The following is an 18,495-nucleotide window of genomic DNA, read 5'->3' as shown; positions in this document are numbered from 1 at the left end:
GTATGTTTACTATTAACGAAGCCACCACAGAAGAAGATTACTGCGCCGGCGGACAGTTGTTTAACGAATATGCGTCCTCACTCGACTTTTCACTGTCTTTCCAGAGTTTTGAAGATGAATTAAAGGTATTGCCGGAAATGTACGGCCCGCCCACCGGCGCGTTGCTACTAGTTGAAAAACAGGGCGAATATATTGGTGTTGCAGGTCTGCGCAGGATTGAGAACGATGTTACCTGCGAAGTAAAGCGCATGTATATTCAGCCGGGGTTTCAGGGAGCGGGAATAGGAAAAGCATTATTGAATGCATTGATCGAAAAAGCGCGGGAGCTGGGTTACAAAACCGTCAAGCTGGATACGCTCGGACCTAAAATGCCGGCTGCCGTGAAGCTTTACAAATCATTTGGCTTTATGGAAACGGCCCCGTATAATTTTAATCCGTATGAAGGGATATTGTATTTCGAAAAGCAACTCTGAAACAAACTTCAAGCGCCTTCTTTTCGATTTTCACAGGTTAGGGTTATATTGAGGATATTCAAAAAATGCCCTTCCTGACCTTGAAAAATTATCATTCAATCCGATTTCAGCACATTTCCGGCAGTTACACTTCGCTTCCTATAAGGTATCTGTTTCTGTCGCTTTCCATTTGTTTGATTGCTTTTGGAAAAATTTCTGCACAAGCCCCGCCGCAGCCTAAAAGCTACATCTGCTTTCAGCCCGATAAAAAAATAACCATCGACGGGAAACTGAGTGAGGCTTCCTGGAAAAAAGCTGCGTGGACTACTCCGTTCGAGGATATTGAAGGCGATAAAAAACCTAAACCCACACAACTAGCACGGGCTAAAATGTTGTGGGACAGCGACTATCTCTACATTGCCGCTGTGATCGAAGAGGAGCATATCTGGGCGTATCAGGATAAAAAAGACCAGATCGTGTACCTGGAAAATGATTTCGAAGTTTTCATAGATCCCGATGGAGATACTGAAAATTATTACGAGCTGGAAATCAACGCACGCAACAATATCTTCGATCTTTTTTTACCAAAAACATACAAAAAAGGCGGAAAAGCGCAGATTAAGTGGGATATCGCGGGGCTGAAATCGGCTGTAAGCATTGACGGTACCATCAACAATGCAGCAGACCGGGACAAGCGTTGGACCGTAGAGATTGCGATTCCCTTTACGAGTCTATCAACAGAAAACGTCCCTGCTATTATTCCTCAAAACGGCTCACAGTGGCGGGTCAATTTCTCGCGTGTCAACTGGCAGCATACAGTTGGTACCGACGGAAAGTATGCGCGGAAACGTGATCCCGAAACGAATAGAGTAATTCCTGAATACAACTGGGTGTGGTCGCCACAGGGCATTATCAACATGCATTACCCCGAATTTTGGGGTTACCTGCACTTTAAAGCGCAGCCGGTCAGCAAGTCAAAGGGTTTTGAAACACTGCAAAATTGAGTCAATATGAAGCAAATTATCCTGTCTCTCCTGCTTTTCCTCGCGCTGCCCGCTTTTCTAGCGGCACAGCCCGGCGCTATCGGCAACACAAAAACCGACAAAAAGCTGACTGCCAAACTGGAGAAAGCGCTGGAAGGATTTCGCGGCGATGTGGGTGTTTATGTGAGAAATCTGAAAACAAACCGGGTAGCTGCCGTCCATGCAGATTCTATATTTCCTACCGCCAGCATGATCAAAGTCCCGATCCTGTGTGGGCTGTTCAATAAGATCCATCAGGGAGAAATCAGGTTTGACCAGGAGCTCACTTACCGAGATTCGCTTAAGTACGACAACGGTATAGTAGGTTCTTTCCGCGACAGCACCAAGATCGCCCTGCCAAAAATCGTACACCTGATGATCTCCATCAGCGACAACACGGGCAGCCTCTGGTTGCAGGCGATGGCAGGCGGCGGTGCCGCGATCAATGAATGGCTTTCAAATAGTGGATTTGCGATAACGCGCGTGAATTCGAGAACGCCCGGCCGAAAGGAGGGGCAGGCGAAATACGGGTGGGGACAGACCTCGCCGCGGGAAATGGCCGAACTGGTGGCGATGATCCGTGCCGGAAAAGCGATCGACCCGATTGTGAGCGCCAGAATGTACCGCTACCTTGGAATGCAGTTCTGGGACGGAGAGGCGCTTTCCCAAATTCCCCCATATATCAGTACCGCCGCGAAAAACGGGGCAGTAAACCAGTCAAGATCGGAAGTAGTTGTTGTGCATGCACCGCACGGAGAATATGTTTTTTGCATTACTACCAAAAACCAGAAGGACGAGAGCTGGCAGCGGCAGAATGAAGGCTATGCGCTGATCAGGAAGGTTTCGGCGATTATCTGGGAGCATTTCGAACCGAAAAATAAATGGACGCCCGCCGCTGGCTCTGATAAGTACTGGTTTTGAACATTCTTTCCGGAAACAAGCCCCGGAAAGAATGCTGCGTAAATCAATGTCCCTCGCTGGATTCCAGACCCAGGATTGCAAGCCGGTAAGGCGTCGCCGAAACTTTGATTGTTTGCTTTTTGGAAAGATCCTGCGTGCTGATCTGCAATACTTCCCCCGATTTGGGTTGGGTAATGTAAATGTACCTGGCAGTCGCTTCCAGCTGTGGTTTCTGCGTTTCTTCTTTCGCTACCGCCGAAATCACCGAGCCTTTTGTGGTCACAGAATTACTTACAAGATCAATTACCTGGACTTCGCCGGAATGCATTAGAACGATCAGGTTTTTGCCTGCATAATCCACTTTTGCCTGCATAATATCCGTACTCTGTGCAGCCGGAGTGACGGTACTTTTCTCAATATCAATTACGTACGCTCCTTTGGCTGCTGTAAATCCAACAAATTTCCCGGCTGCGCCAGCTTCCAATATGGATCCGAACCACGCATCTCCGAAATCAGCCGGATGCGGGATCAGCTTCTGGGTTCCACTCTGGTCGACCACCAGAATCCCGCTAGCCGAGCCAAAAACGGATACTTTTCCATTCGTTGCATTTCCGTGGATTCCTTTGGTTTGAATGGTCGAGGCGTGGATTGTCTTGCCGGAAGCGTCTATAATTTTAACACGCTCGGGCAGCGTACCAGCAACAGAACCGTCTTTTTCGGTGATCGCGTAACTGCCGTTATCAAATTTGGTCATCGCACCGTGATGCGCCACATTACCTGCATTGATCAGTTTCATTTTGGCGCCGGCAGTGTGAAAATCCGCCTGCACTGCTGTGCTCAAAGTTCCGTCCCCATCATTGAATGTGATGATCTCGTCGCCTTTGCTTTTGAAATGCGTTGGCCGGTTACCGTCGCCGATCAGCGCGCCGAACTTCGGGGTACCTTTCACGTCAACGTGGTCGCCGTGTCCTTCCAGGCCGGTATCGAATAGTTGCAAACTATTGTTTGCTCCGTTCACCAGCGCACCAAAACGACCGGCCTCAGTACCGTATAATGCAGATTTCGGGAATTTAGCTTCAAACTTTTCGGCAGAAAGCTTCTGCGGATCGATCAGGGAAAGTTCGTTGGTGAGCTCATCGTTCACCAGAATACGAATGAAGGTGAACTCCTGTTCTGCTACCGGTTCAATGGGATTTTCATTGTCCTTGTCGCAGGCTGTTACCGCGAAGGCGGTGATCAAAATTGTTTTTAATAAATACTTTTTCATAAAAAAATCTTTAAATGCATCGATGTTGCAAATATAATCCCGAAGATTAAAAATGCAACAATGATGCAAATAAAGATTTTAATAGATTTTCAGTAGTGTAGTTGTCAGGCGATAGCTTCCCGTAAAAAGTTTCTGCTTTCTTTTTTTACAAAAGTGATCGGAACAAACTCATCAGTAGGCGCTCCGATATAATAGACTGTCCATTCCGGATCGTGGTGGGACAGCATTTCACTGATACAATCGGCGCGGTGAGCTACGGGGTTTGAGCAGTCCTCCCAATAAAACAGCTCTACCCGATAGAACAGGTTTTGTTTGATTCCATTAATAGTCACCTCAACTTTAATCTCCTGCTTACCTGGAAGCGGTGGAATAGGAATGGCAATGTGGCTCATGAGATCGTTTTATTAAAGTTTATTACTAAAAATTTCCGGAATACAGAAAGGGCCGCGACCGTCAGTGCTATTCTGATCGCAGCGATTTCACCGGGTTCATCAGCGCCGCCTTGATACTTTGGAAGCTGATCGTGAGCATCGCAACTGCAATAGCCAGCAAACCGGCGGTCAGGAAAATACCCCATTCAATATCGATCCGGTAAGCAAAATCCCGCAGCCAGGTAGCAACTGCCCACCAGGCGATCGGCGAGGCGATTAGAATGGATATCAGTACAAGCCGGATAAAATCTCTTGACAATAATGCGACAATCCCTGCGATGGATGCGCCCATCACTTTTCTGACCCCAATCTCCTTAAACCTTCTTTCGGCAGAATAAGAGGCAAGCCCGAACAGTCCAAGACAGGAGATAAGAATGGCCAATCCAGCCAGAATACCCACTATTTCACTCACCTGACTATCGGCGCGGTAGAGATCTGCAAAATGCTCGTCTAGGAATGAATAGCTGAACGGCTGATCAGGGACGGTCTTTTCCCAGATAGATTTGATCAGGGCAACCGACTCTTTCGTCTGTGCGCCTTTGATTTTCACCGACATTTCGGAGTAACCCCAGTCTTTCTGATTGAACAGACAAAGCGTTTCGACCTTGTGGTGCAGCGAATTGAAATTGAAATCCTCGGATATCCCGATAATAGTCGACAGCGAATCCATGCCGGCAAATCCAAAACGCTTTCCGATCAGGGTTTGCATTGTCAAAGTCGGCTCTTCTTCAAGCAGTTTTTTAGCGAGCGATTGGTTGATGATATACGTTTTTGCGTTATCCGCCACACTATTGGTAAAGTTCCGCCCGGCTACCAGTTTGATTTTGTACAAGGTCAGGTAATCGGCATCCACCACGACCTGCGACGATGCAATCGACTTAACCGGGCCTGTTCCCTGAAAAAGTATGCCGGTCTGGTGAAAATTGTTTCCGAGCCGCTGCTGCGAGCCGGTCACGGCAGTGAATTGCTGTGTAGCCAGTAATTCCTGTTTCAGCGCATCGTATTTCTTATCCGATTTAGAATTAAGGGGAACGATCACTACCTGTTCTTTGTCGAACCCTGGATTTTTATGAACCATAAACCGCAACTGTCTGACTGCAAAGCCAGTAGCGATGATCAAAAACACTGCACTTGTAAACTGCGTAATCACCAAAACATTCCTGAATGTGCCTTTTCCGGTACGCAATGTCCCTTTCAGTACTTTGATCGGCTCGAAAGAAGAAAGAAATGCGGCGGGATATAAGCCTGAGAAAATTCCGATGAGCACCGTGCCCGCCAGAATGACAAGAAGCAGTAGAGGATTGGAGAATAGCGAAAATTCGAGCTTCCGCTGACTGAAATTAGCCACGGGCGAGATCACGAGTTGTACCAGTACCAGCGCCAATATCAGAGAAATACAACACAGCAAAATCGATTCGCCGATAAACTGGGCGGATAGCTGGAACCGCTGCGCGCCAATCGATTTCCTGATCCCAACCTCCTTTGCCCTCCCTGCCGAGCGTGCGGTAGAAAGATTCATAAAATTCACGCAGGCGATCACCAGCACGATAATTGCGATAATGGAGAAGATATAGGTGTATTTCTGGTCGAATTTCTGATAGTTAATATAGTCGTGCGTAATGTCGGTTGAGCGGGCGTGAATATCCTTGATGGGTTGCAGGAACAATTCGTAATATTTCCAGCCGTCGCCTTTCATGTGTTTTTTCAAAAACGAAGGAAATTTCTTTTCAAGGGCGGCTACGTTGGTCCCTTTCGCCAGTTCGAGGTAGGTTACCACCCAGTTTCCACCCCAGTTATCCATATAGTCGGGGCGGGTGATGGTACTGAAAGAGAATAGTGCGTCAAATTTCAGGTGAGAGTTGGCCGGCACATTTTCCATAATTCCGGTCACTTTGAGCGCGAGGGTATCAGTGCCGTAATGCATGATCGTTTTTCCCACAGGGTTTTGTTGCCCAAAAATACGCGTAGCACTTTCGCGTGATAAAACGACGCTGTTTGGTTCTTTAAGCACATTTGCTTTGTCGCCTTCGCTCAGTTCAAAGTCGAAAATGTTAAAAAAACTTTGATCTGCCCACAGGATCGTTGAAAGTTCTACCTTCTTGTCGTCATGTACGACCATCATATCGTTCCACGCATTGATACGAACGAAATTGAGTACTTCGGGATAATCCTGTTTCAAAGTCGGCCCCATCGGAAACATGGAAAGAGCCACTTTCTGCGGCGCTACCATGCCCTCGTAGTTTTGCACTTCGTCGAGGCGATACACATTTTTAGTGTGTATTTTATCAAAACCCTTTTCGTAGGAAACAAAAAGCATAATGACAATGCAGGCGGCCATGCTCACGGCAAGCCCGACTATATTGATGGCTGAAAAAACCTTGTTTTTCCAGATATTTCGAAAGGCGATTTTAAGGTAGTTTTTCAGCATAGGAGAAAGTAGAAAGGCTTGTTGAAACTCGGAATAACAAATTTATGCCACCCAAAACAATCGGCTGATCCACAGGATATTAACCTGATTTAAACACAAAAAATGTCCGAAAGCGGACAAGTTTTGTTCACCTTTGGACATTATAACTTAAAGCTATAAACGCACGATTACCAGCGCTTGCTGATCCCGAGGTAACCTCCGAAATTTCCAGTGAAAACCTGGCCCTGATCGCCGCCCAGCCGAAGGATAATGCTCGTTTTTTGCAGCTTTGGTAACTGGTACTGTGAAGATGCCATTAATGACAATTGGCTGCGAACGGGATTGAAGCGGGCGCCCGGCATTCCGAAATTCCGACTGAACGAACCTCGCAGCCCAAATTCCCAGCTTTTACCCAATTTGCCTAATGCACCTGCATACCACACGTTGACCCGGGTATTGGGATAGAAACGAGGATTCTTCAACTTGCTCTGGTCCATATCGGCAGCAGGAGCGATAAAAGGAGTTCCTATTGCACTACCCTGGTAAGACCAGCCCTGAATGTATTGCGAATGGTTGAAGTAATTATCGGCGCCCTGGAATTTGCTGCCGGGAATGTAGAATGTAGGACCCGACTGGTCTTTTGTAGTTAAAAATTCAAGCGTAAGGTGTGTAACTCTGAGACCGGTTGTGTTATTTGTACTTGCCGGTTTCAAGTTCACCCCATATAATCCGTCAGGAAGATTGAGGAAAATCATACTGGAAACATCTTCAAATGGGTGCTGGTGATAAACAAAGAGTTTGTGTCCGCGTATTCTTGTCTCGAAACCGAAATCATAGCTTCCCAGGTGGTTGCCCAGTCTGTAACTGTCAAATCCGCCATAGCCGTTTTTTTCATACCAGTTTTTAGGAGTATAAGCTAAAAGTACATTGGGAAACAATTTCCAGGAGGAAGGTAATTTACCATTGATCGCCAGCGTGGGATTTTCTCTTAAATAGTCTCCCTCGCCAGCCCAGAGTACATTGTGATTTAAACCAAAATAATACTTGGTCGCAGACTTAGGCTTTCCCAGCCTGATATAGATAAATTTCTGATGCAGCCGCACACCGTCGAGGTAGTTGGTACCAAACCAGCCGTGAGAAAATGCTGCATGTATCGCGACGAAATTTTTGGTAAAACGGAGTGGGGTAAACCCAATGGTACCAATCTGTATTTTTGGAATTGGCAAGGCATTTCCCGAGCCTGAATAAAAGCCGGAAGTGAGCGTAGAATCTCCCAGGCCCATTAATTCCATTCTCCTGCCCGCATACAGTTCCACATTTTTGAACCGGACACTCGCGTAGGCTTCGGGAAGCAATACTTTTGCCGAGTTGGTTTTGTTGTAGGTGAGAACAGGATTTACCGACGCATTCCAGTCGAATTTGCGGCGCTCATTGTTGAGGCTATCAAAGAAGACGTAACGTTTACGAACTCCTGCCGATAAAATCACAGCCGGCGATTCGGTGGGAATGATACCAAACTGATTGGTACGAAGCCAGAAAGGCGTGTCCTCATTGGACGAGACAAGTCCTCCCACTTCTGCTTTCGCTTCCAGGCCTGAGACCAACTTTTTCTGAGCGAAGGAAGGGGCGGAAGCAATACAGACAATTAGTAAAGCAAGAAACGTAAAGGTTTTGGGCAACGGCATTTCCGGAAGATGAAGTAAGATACTGCAAGATAAGACCTTGCGGCAGATAATTATCGCAGCATTTCGCAAAAACGCTAGCTTACTCCCTCAGGTTTTGAATTGGCTGTTAGCTGTTAGCTGTTAGCCGTTAGCCGTTAGCTGTCGCTCTTTCATTTATCAGCAAAATCAAATCATTCCAAAAAGATAGCCAATTGTCAATAGCCATAGCTAGTAGCCAATAGCTAGTAGCTAATAGCTAATAGCTAAAAGCTAACAGCCAATAGCTAAAAGCCAATAGCTAACAGCCGTTTGCCCTACTCGCTCTTCAAACTTTTTACCGGATCTTTCAATGCTGCTTTTACACTTTGGAAACTGATCGTGAGCAGGGCGATGGTTGCGGCTGTGAGTCCGGCGGAGGCAAATATCCACCATTGAATCTCTACTTTGTAAGCAAAATCCTGTAACCACTTGTCCATAAAATAGTAGGCGGCCGGAGTGGCAATCACCGCGGCTATGAGGACCAGCTTCAGGAAATCGGCAGACAATAGGCCAATGATCCCGGCCACCGAAGCTCCCAATACTTTGCGGATCCCGATCTCTTTGGTGCGTTGTTCAATAGAAAATATAGCTAAACCAAAAAGTCCAAGGCAAGACAAAAACACCGAAACGCCGGCAAATAAGGAAATCAGGCCCGAAGCCAGTTCCTCCCTTTTATAGAAACCGGCCAGCTCCTCATCGAAAAAACTATATTCAAATACATGGTCAGGAAACTGCCGCTGCCAGATCGCTGCGATGTTTTTGACGGTAGCTTTCTCCAGGTGATTGAGTTTGACAGCCGCGTACCGGTAAAATGCTTTGCTTTGAAAAATCACCGTCGGTTCGATGGCGGAATAGAGATCGGTGTTATTGAAATCGGCCAAAACACCCACAATACGACCGGTTTTGCCTATTTCTCCTATCATCAGATTCTTATTCAGTGCCTCTTCGGCCGATTTTAACCCAAGTGCCCGCACCATTTTCTGATTAACCAGCAGTTCACGAACTGTATCCGATTGCGTCACATTCCTGCCCGCAACCAGCCTCAAACCATAAGTAGCGACATAATTTTCATCTGCTACCTTCGATCTTGCAGCAAACTTTTCCCAATCCCGGTTTTCAAATTTCACACTACCACCGTAACCTTCCTGGGAAGAAGGCGCGCCGCGTAAAAGGGCAAAATGTTCCGTTTCATTCAACGCACCAATCTCGTTTCTGATCACTGCGATCTTATCGGTTTCCGCCGCCGGCAACCGCACGTGCATGATCAGGTCGCGGTTCATTCCTAGATCCTTTTTACTGATATAGTCGGATTGCAGCATGATCAGCAATGCGACCGCGATGAGCACGAATGAAATGCCGAATTGAACCACAACCAGTCCCTTTCTCACAGAAAACAGGTTCCGGTTATTTTCTTTTAATAAACCCTTGATAGCCCTCAGCGGATTGAAATTCGATACGATCAATGCAGGATATACGCCCGCCAGTACGAGGATCAGCAAGATCAACAGAACACTAAAAACAGGAAGGCGATAGTCAGCCACATAATTTACCTCGATCTGTAACCCGAGCCAGTTGTTCAGAATTGAAGAGAATAGAATAGAAAGTACGAGCGCAAACAATGCAGATACCAGCGTCAATACGGCCGTTTCGCGGATAAAAGACCAGAAGACCTGCATTTGCGATACGCCCAGCACTTTGCGGATACCCACTTCCTTACTCCGCTTGAATGCCTGCGCGGTGGACAGGTTGATAAAATTGAAGCAGGCGATCAGTACCATCAGCAGCGCCACCGTAGCCAAGATCGCGATCGTGGTATATTTGATCTTTCCATTATAATCGATATTGAAATGGACGTCGGAGAGCGGCTGCAAGTGATATTGGAAAATCTTCCCGTTGGCGCCATAGTATTTCTGGGCAAATGCGGGCATCTGCTTTTCAAAGGTTTCCTTGTCCTTTTCCGACCGGAGCGTCACGTAAGTTTCGCGTCCCGAGTCGATCCAGCCCCAGTCCTCGTAACCATATTCCGGAACGATTTTCCGGATGGTAGGAAGAGAAATAAATAGATCTTTCTTAAAATCCGTCTGTTGCGGATAATCGCGGATCACGCCCGCAATCCGTATATTTTCTTTGTTTTCAATGCGTAGGAATCGCCCGACCGGATTTGCCTTTCCGAAATATTTCAGTGCATAACTTTCGGTGATTACCGCCTGGTTAGGCGCGTTCAGAGTAGCTGCATTTCCTTCAACCCATTGATAATCAAAAATGTTGAAGAAATCGGAGTTAGTAAATGCAACGTGGTCTTTTTCAAGATACTTGGTCGACTGACTGCCGTTTTTAATATCGAGTGTGAGCTCCTTACCGGCCAGGTACGCAGCATTTTCCACGTAGCTGAATTCTTTCTTCAAAGTCTGGTGGAGCACAAATGCAGAGCCCCGCTCCTTTTCAACCTGACCGTCTTCAAGATGCAGATCCACCACAACGCGGTAGGTCCTGTCTGCATTGCGATGGTACCCGTCTACACCAAGGTGAAAGGAAACCAGCTGAAAAATAATGATCGCTCCCGCCATTCCCACGGCCAGGCCGGTGATATTGATGGCCGAATACACCCGCTGTCTGATCAGCTTCCGCAATGTTATTTTTAGAGACATATTGCTGCTTATCAGCTTACTAAATCAATAATGATTGAAATTTTCGTCATTCACTTTTAAGGCTTTTCACCGGGTCCATCAATGCCGCCTTAATACTCTGAAAGCTGATCGTGAAGAGCGCAATACCCAGCGAAAGCATGCCCGCCAGCGCAAATACCCACCATCCGATCTCGATCTTGTAGGCATAAGTAGTCAGCCATTCATTCATCACAAACCATGAAACAGGCGTAGCGATCAGGATAGCGGCACAAACCAGTTTGAGGAAATCACCCGAAAGCAATGCAACAATACTGGCTACTGAGGCACCCAGCACTTTGCGGACCCCAATTTCCTTGATCCGCTGCTCGGCCGTGAATGCCGCCAGACCGAAAAGACCAAGACAAGCAATAAATATCGCAAGGCCGGAAAATATCGTTGAGAGCTTTCCTACGATGTTTTCGCTCCTATACACGTACTCATAATCGCTATCAACAAAACTGTATTTGAAGGGGAAATTCGGATTGATCTTTTTGTAAAGCCGCTCCAAGCTTGCCAGCGCCTGGGCTGTCTGCCCCGGCTCGGTGCGGATCAGGATATTGCCATAGGGCCCGGGGGCGAGCCGGATAATCAACGGGCGGATAGGTTCGTGCAGGGAATTGAAGTGAAAATCCTGCAACAACCCCACGATCTTGCCGGGCCTGTCCCACATCGTCAGCGGCTGTCCAACCGGATTCTTGTACCCGATCCTTTTCGCAGCGGCTTGATTAATGAGGTAATTACTTGAATCAGAAGCAAACTCGGGAGAAAAGTCGCGGCCATCGATCAACTTCACTTTCATAGTTTCCGCAAAATCATAGCCTGCCGCCGTATTATTGAATGATATTGCCGCCTGCGGATCCTTGCCAGGCCACTTAATACCTTCGGTCGTATTTCCATTGCCTACCGGATTGGTATACATATTCGTAACAGACTGGATACCCGTCGTTTTCAATAATTCCTGCTTAAACGTCTGGTAATTTTTCGGAAGCTCGCCGTCTGACGCAAGAATGATCAGGTTTTCACGATTATATCCCAGATTTTTATTCCGGATAAATTCCAGCTGCTGGTACACGATCGTCGTACTGACTATGAGTAACATAGACATTACAAACTGGAATACAACCAACCCACGCCGGAACAAATGCGCACCGGAGCTGCTCCCGGGTACAGCCAACATACCTTTAAGCGTTTTGAGCGGGTTGAGAGCAGATAGAAATAATGCCGGATAACTGCCCGCCAGAATGCCTGTAAAAAGAAGCATTACCACTAAAATCGCCCAGAAATAAGACTGTTTAAAAGGCAATACCAATGCTTTGTCTGTTAATTGATTAAATGACGGGAGTACAAGAATGATCGTCAAAATAGCGAGCAGCATGGCGAGGCAGGTGAGCAGCATTGCTTCTCCCATAAACTGGCCGATCAGCGAAGGTCGCCCGGCGCCTACTACTTTACGCACGCCCACTTCCCGTGCCCTGCGGCCCGCCCTTGCGGTTGCCAGGTTCATAAAATTAATTACGGCGATCAGCAGCAGAAAACCGGCCACAACAGCAAGCAACCTCACGTGATCGATCCGGCCACCGTGCAGGTATCCGTCTTTGAAGTTCGAATAGAGGTAAGCCTCGGTTTCGGGTTGAAGGAAGAGATTAATATGAAATGTTTTACCAAAATCAGTATTCCTGCCTTTCAGAAACCATTTGAGGCCCGCATCCACCACTGATCTGTCTGATTCCTCACGCAACATTAATCTCGTTTTCGGCCCCGCATTGGTCCACTCTTTCAGCCAGGGTTCGCGCGCAATAAATTGGTCCCAGCTTAACAGGAAATCGTATTGGTCGGAAGAACTGGCCGGCAGGTTTTCGAAAACCGCAGTAACCTGGTAGTTTTTTGAATTATCAAATTGAATGGATTTTCCAAGTGCGGCAGCCGGCGTACCGAAGTAATGCTCAGCCACTTTTCGGGAAATAGATAGGCTTCCCGGCGCGCTCAATGCAGTTTTCGGCGTGCCGGCAAGGAGAGGCACACTGTAAATATGGAACCAGTCGCTCCCTGCAAAACAACCGTTAAAACGTTCTGACTTTTCGTTCAGGCTCAGCAAATGCCCCTCCTGCCAGGAAAGTCCTGCGGCATATAATACCTCGGGAAACTGTCTTTTGAGTTCGTCAGCCAGGATTCCCGGCGTATCATCATCAGCCACCACCTTCCCGTCGGTGAACTCTCGCTCCATCACCCTGTAAATGCGTGATGCATTTTGATACCCTCTTCCAATGCTCCATTCATCGCTGATCCAAAGGAAAATAAGCAAACTGGCCGCCATGCCAAAAGCAAGTCCAAGCACATTAATAGCCGAAAATGCCTTATTCCGAAGGAAATTCCGCCATGCGATTTTAAAGTAGTTCCGGATCATATTTTAAGTATTAATATTAATATCTAAGATCAGCTCGACTAGCCCCCTATCGCAAAACCTCCCTCCTTCCTCCCTTCCTCCTTCCTCCTTCCTCCTTCCTCCCTACGCGGGCCGCCTTCCTCCCTTTCCTCCCCCCTCCCCCCTACGCGGGCCGCCCCTACTCCGATTTCAAAGCCCTGACCGGATTCATCAACGCTGCTTTGATACTCTGGAAACTGACTGTGATAAATGCGATGATGATCGCCAGTACAGCGCCGGCGGCGAACATCCACCAACTGATACCGATCTTGTACTCAAAGTTTTGCAGCCACTTATTCATGAAATACCAGGCGACCGGCGAGCCGACCACGATGGCGATGAAAACCAGTGTTAGAAAGTCTTTGGACAATAATCCTATAATGCTGCCAACCGACGCGCCGAGCACTTTTCGTACGCCGATCTCTTTCATCCGCTGCTGCGCCATGAAAGTGGCGAGGCCGAACAATCCGAGGCAAGCGATGAAAATGGATAACGCGGCGAAGATCTGGTACAGCCGGCTCATTTGTTTTTCCTGTTTGTAAAAATCCTCGATCGTTTCGTCAAAGAACTTCCCCTGAAATGCTACCTCGGGAAATATCTTTGCATGCGCCTTTTCAATATAACTTACTGCTTTTGACAGGTTCTGGGTGCGAATTTTGATCCCGCCCTGCCAGTAAAACTCTTTCATCGGCATGATCACGATCGGCTGCAATGCCTCGCGCGCGGAGCTAGACTTGAAATCTTTCACAACACCCACGATCGGCCGCCAGTCGCTGCCGCCCGTTCTGATATTTTTTCCGATTACTGCATTAGCGTCGCGGATTCCCAGTTTTCGGAGCAATGTTTCGTTCACCACGCAGGATTTGGTGGAGTCGCCTGCACGGAATCCGGTACCCGCTATAAGTTGTATACCGTAAGTTTCAAGATAGTCTTCATCGGCGAATTTCTGGAACAACTGGAATTCTTCGTCTTTGCCGCGGTTATCGAATGCGAAGTTGCCAGACCATTTATCGTCAGATGAAGGCACATCAGACGCGAAACTGACAGATTCTATTTCCGGGTTTTGTAATAATTCATTCTTAAATGCCTGATTCCGACTCGCATAAGAATCGTCCAAAACCAGCGTGTAAACACTTTCTTTGACAAAACCCAGGTCGAGACTTTGCACGAAATTCATCTGCGTAATCGTCACAATCGTGCCTACTACCAATATCTGCGACACGCCAAACTGAATGATGATCAATGCTTTTTGCAACGAAATCCCAGTCAGCGAGCGGGTTGTCACCTTACTTTTAATCGCCTCGATCGGCTTGAAGCCAGACATAATTAGCGCCGGGTAAGATCCCGCTATTAGGCTGATCAACAGTGTGATACCAATTATAAACAGCCATATTTGAGGGTTAGAAATAACCGGCAGCTCGGCGGGTACCTGTGATATTTTGCCAAGAAGCGGGATACACAGCATTGCGATCACAGCGCCCAGGACCACCGAAAAACTGACGATCAGGATCGTTTCGCTAAAAAACTGCCTGATCAATTCGCGCCGGCTGCTGCCCAGCACTTTCCGCACGCCTACTTCCATCGAGCGGCGCGCAGATTGCACGGTCGCGAGATTGACAAAGTTGACGCAGGCCATAAAAATGATCAGTACGCCGATCACACCGAGCGTCCACAATACGGTCCGGCTGGTTTGATGTGCCGAAAAGTTATTAAAACGACTGTCGTGATGCAGGTCAGCCAGCGGGCTCAGGAAGAGGGAAATCTTCTTTTTATCATCCTTATTATTGTAATGCTTGCTGGCAAACCTGGCGAGCAGCTTGTCGACAGTTTCAACGGTCATATTCTCTGGCAACAGCACAAAAAGCTGGTCATTGCTGCTGGTTGAGCCCCAGTTTTCAAAATCCCCAAACCCGAAAAGCAAAGGATGCTGCCGCTTGGTTTCATAGGAAGCGACCATATCGACCGGAAAATCAGTATTAATAGGAGGATTGGCAATAATTCCGCCCACTTTCACTACGGTTTTGTTATTAATCTTCAAATACTGACCCACTGCATTTTCCCAGCTTCCAAAATACTTTTCCGCCCTGCGTTGCGAGAGAACTACTACATTAGGATCTTTCAAAACTGCTTTGGTACCGGTGAGCCACGGAAAATCTAAGAGTTCGAAGAATGCGGGCTCGGTCATCAGCCCATCGTCCTCTTCCCTGAATTTCTTATCGGCGGATTGATTGTTCGCATTTTTACCCAAAACCGTCACCTGTGCATCCATGGTACCGTATACGGAAACGATCTCTTCGAGCTGCGGCAGGTCCACTTTCAATGCAGGCGCAAAAGGAAGCGGGTTACCAGGCGTGTAATCGATCTGTCCGCCAGGGTATTGCGTTTGCCGCACGATCCGGTAAATCCGGTCCTGCTTGGCATGAAACCGGTCGAAACCAGATTCATAATTATATACAACATACAGCAGCAAACAAGCCGCCACCCCGATCGAAAGACCCATCACATTCAGGATCGTATAATTCCGGTACCGCAACAAAGTGCGCAAAGCGATTTTTAAATGGGTTGTGAGCATGGTGTTTTTTGGCTATTAGCCATTAGCTTTTGGCTATTAGTTCTAAAATGTTACTATTTAATTAACCCTTCCTCCCTACGCGGGCCGCCCTTCCTCCCTTCCTCCTTCCTCCTTCCTCCCCCTTTCACTCACTCCTCAACGATTTCAGCGGATTCATCAATGCGGCTCTGATACTCTGGAAACTGATAGTGATAAGTGTGATAACAATAGCGGCAACACTGGCTGTCGCGTAAATCCAGATTGGGATTTGAATGCGATAGGCGAAATCCTGCAACCATTTTTCCATAAAATAATAAGCAATAGGGAGTGATAGGAGAATGGAAAGCAGGATCAGTTTGAGAAAATCCTTAGAGAGCAATGAGACGATTCCCGCAACCGACGCGCCGAGTACTTTACGGATCCCGATTTCCTTGGTCCGCGTCTCGGCAGTGAATGTTACCAATCCAAAAAGTCCCATGCACGCAATGAAAATCGCAACTGCGGTAAACGCCGAGAACATCCCGGACATACGCATTTCAGTTTTGAAAGTTTCATTAAAAGCGTCGTCGAGAAAGTAGTATTCAAAAGGTTTTTGTGATTCGTATTTTTTGAAGATTTTGCCAATTGCTTCGACGTTGCTTTGGGTATTTGAGTTGGGATTGAGGCGCACGTAAAGCATGGCTTTTGCGTGCGGTAACTTCAATAGATTAGTAGTATCATTTACCACAAATAAACCAATCCCTCTAACGCCATCTTTGACGGAAGAAAAATTGAAGTCTCGTATTACTCCTCCAATTTCATTGCTCTCATCAATCTTCTGACCTATCGGGTTACCTTTAATACCCAACTCTTTAACAGCTGTTTCGTTAAGTAGTACATACTTGTGATTTTCATAAGTTCCCTTATTCGGCTTAATCTTCCATTCCAGACTTAGTGTTTTTACAAAGTTTTTATCAACCGTCATTTGAACGAGACTAATATCATCCTTACTGGTCTGATGTTTGACAAAACGCATATTATAAGATTTAAAAAGTCCCACGTCAGAAACAGCTACATTCTCTACGCCGGATTGTTCGATGATCTGGTTTTTTAGCGCGTGAAAGCCATTTGCCGCTGTTTTCGTTAATGGGATATTTAATATCTGATCTTTATACAGCCCTAATTTTTTGCTTTGCATAAAAGACAATTGATTTTTTACAACCAAGCTGCATATGATCAGTGATATGGAGACTGCAAATTGAAATACCATCAACACCTTTCTTACAGAAACACCCTTCTGGCCAGCTGTAAATTTTCCCTTTAATACTTCAATCGGAACAAATCCGGAAAGCACAAGTGAGGGATAGCTTCCGGTTACAATAATTGTGAAAAGGAGTAAAATCATCAGTATTATGACGAAAATAGGCGAGAACAAAAACGAATCGTCTATCTGCAAATTCAGCAGATCGTAAAACGGTTGTTTAAGCAGCAATACCAGTATAAATGACAATGCAAATGCGGCAATTGTTATAAGAGCCGATTCCGTATAAAATTGTTTTATCAAGCCCAATCTACCAGATCCGATTATCTTACGAACACCCACTTCTTTTGCCCGCAAGGTAGCGCCTGCCGTAGTAAGGCTCATGTAATTGAATAGCGCCAGACAAAGGATCAATACAGCCACCAATGCAAAAATCGAGATCAAACCAGTGTTCCCGGTTTCCTGGAAATTATTACCTAAATGGATGGAGCTTAGCTTGTCGAGATGATAGGAAATTGTTCCGTCCACTTCTCCCCGAGCATATTTCAGGTTACTAAGCTGTGTTTTTTCCAGCTTTTCCGCCGAGCCCAGCGAATCGATCAGCAGATAAGTAGTGAAGTTTCCGCCATCCGATTTCTCCCAATCTGCCGGCACCTTTTCATTAAGGCGTGGATAGGCGGAAACAGGAACTATAAAATCGTATTGAATCGTAGAATTAGACGGGGGATTTTCAATAACACCAGCAACCTGCATCAGGTGCTTGCTTTCGTACATCAATACTTTACCAACCGGATCGGCATTCCCAAAGTATTTTTCCGAAATGCGTTCAGAGATGATTACTTTATTCGGATCGTCGAGAACCTTGTCGGGATTTCCGTTTTTTAGTTTAAATGAGAATACTTTAAGAAAGGAAGGATCGGCAAATATGAAATTAGCTTCATAAAATGATTCAGTACCTTTTTCCGGATTTCTGATAATAACCTTATTGAAAGATGGTAATACTCTGACATATTCTTCTATTTCAGGAGCTGATTCTTTCAGAGAAGGTCCGAATTTGGGAGAAAACGATGTCATTTGAAAACTACTCTCACCCATCTTTATCCTGCCCAAAATCCGATAAATCCGCTCGTGCCTTTCATGAAATTTATCATAGCTAAACTCATGCATTACAAACAGCAATATCAAGATCGACACCGCCATTCCCATCCCAAGCCCGACAATGTTAATCGCCGAATAGGTTTTATTTTTAGCAAGATTTCGAAACGCGATTTTGAGATAATTTAGAAGCATAGTGTTGTTGGCTGTTGGCTATTGGCTGTTAGCTATCGGCTTTTAGCATTTAGTTTTAAAGACTACTATTTATAAAGACTGTCTCCCTACGCGGGCCGCCCTTTCCTCCGTTCCTCCATCCTCCCTACGCGGGCCGCCCTTTCC

11 protein-coding genes are annotated in these 18,495 nt (G+C 46.5%); 3 read left to right on the top strand and 8 right to left on the bottom strand.

Going from position 1 to position 18,495, the window contains the following annotated elements; all coding sequences use genetic code 11:
• The first annotated feature begins 2 nt into the window (after positions 1-2).
• From LZG94_RS02215 to LZG94_RS02205, 3 genes are all read left to right on the top strand, one after another.
• Positions 3-473, top strand: a complete 471-nt coding sequence (locus LZG94_RS02215) for a GNAT family N-acetyltransferase (protein WP_233790346.1) — start codon at positions 3-5, stop codon at positions 471-473.
• Between the two features lie 65 nt (positions 474-538).
• Positions 539-1,456, top strand: a complete 918-nt coding sequence (locus LZG94_RS02210; RefSeq protein WP_233790345.1) for a carbohydrate-binding family 9-like protein — start codon at positions 539-541, stop codon at positions 1,454-1,456.
• A gap of 6 nt (positions 1,457-1,462) precedes the next feature.
• Positions 1,463-2,395, top strand: a complete 933-nt coding sequence (locus LZG94_RS02205; protein WP_233790344.1) for a serine hydrolase — start codon at positions 1,463-1,465, stop codon at positions 2,393-2,395.
• A gap of 43 nt (positions 2,396-2,438) precedes the next feature.
• Here LZG94_RS02205 and LZG94_RS02200 read toward each other — a convergent pair whose 3' ends face one another.
• The 8 genes from LZG94_RS02200 to LZG94_RS02165 form a co-directional block, all read right to left on the bottom strand.
• Positions 2,439-3,641: a hypothetical protein gene (locus LZG94_RS02200; RefSeq protein WP_233790343.1), complete on the bottom strand. Its 1,203-nt coding sequence runs from the start codon at positions 3,639-3,641 to the stop codon at positions 2,439-2,441.
• Positions 3,642-3,745: 104 nt separating this feature from the next.
• The gene (locus LZG94_RS02195) at positions 3,746-4,033 is read right to left on the bottom strand and encodes a hypothetical protein (protein WP_233790342.1); all 288 of its coding nucleotides are present in this window, start codon (positions 4,031-4,033) and stop codon (positions 3,746-3,748) included.
• Positions 4,034-4,100: 67 nt separating this feature from the next.
• Positions 4,101-6,500 (bottom strand): ABC transporter permease, encoded by a 2,400-nt coding sequence (locus LZG94_RS02190; protein ID WP_233790341.1) that lies wholly within the window; start codon positions 6,498-6,500, stop codon positions 4,101-4,103.
• A 167-nt stretch (positions 6,501-6,667) separates the two neighbouring features.
• Positions 6,668-8,164, bottom strand: a complete 1,497-nt coding sequence (locus LZG94_RS02185) for a capsule assembly Wzi family protein (protein WP_233790340.1) — start codon at positions 8,162-8,164, stop codon at positions 6,668-6,670.
• Positions 8,165-8,457: 293 nt separating this feature from the next.
• Positions 8,458-10,830, bottom strand: coding sequence for an ABC transporter permease (locus LZG94_RS02180; RefSeq protein ID WP_233790339.1), 2,373 nt, complete (start codon positions 10,828-10,830; stop codon positions 8,458-8,460).
• 46 nt (positions 10,831-10,876) lie between these two features.
• Positions 10,877-13,252, bottom strand: a complete 2,376-nt coding sequence (locus tag LZG94_RS02175; protein WP_233790338.1) for an ABC transporter permease — start codon at positions 13,250-13,252, stop codon at positions 10,877-10,879.
• A gap of 157 nt (positions 13,253-13,409) precedes the next feature.
• A complete protein-coding gene (locus LZG94_RS02170) occupies positions 13,410-15,842 on the bottom strand; it encodes an ABC transporter permease (RefSeq protein ID WP_233790337.1) in 2,433 nt (810 codons plus the stop codon).
• Positions 15,843-15,966: 124 nt separating this feature from the next.
• The gene (locus LZG94_RS02165) at positions 15,967-18,351 is read right to left on the bottom strand and encodes an ABC transporter permease (RefSeq protein WP_233790336.1); all 2,385 of its coding nucleotides are present in this window, start codon (positions 18,349-18,351) and stop codon (positions 15,967-15,969) included.
• Positions 18,352-18,495: the final 144 nt, after the last annotated feature.

It is taken from the genome of Dyadobacter sp. CY343, assembly GCF_021390335.1.
GTDB lineage: Bacteria > Bacteroidota > Bacteroidia > Cytophagales > Spirosomataceae > Dyadobacter.
This window is presented reverse-complemented; position numbering and strand designations above follow the sequence as displayed.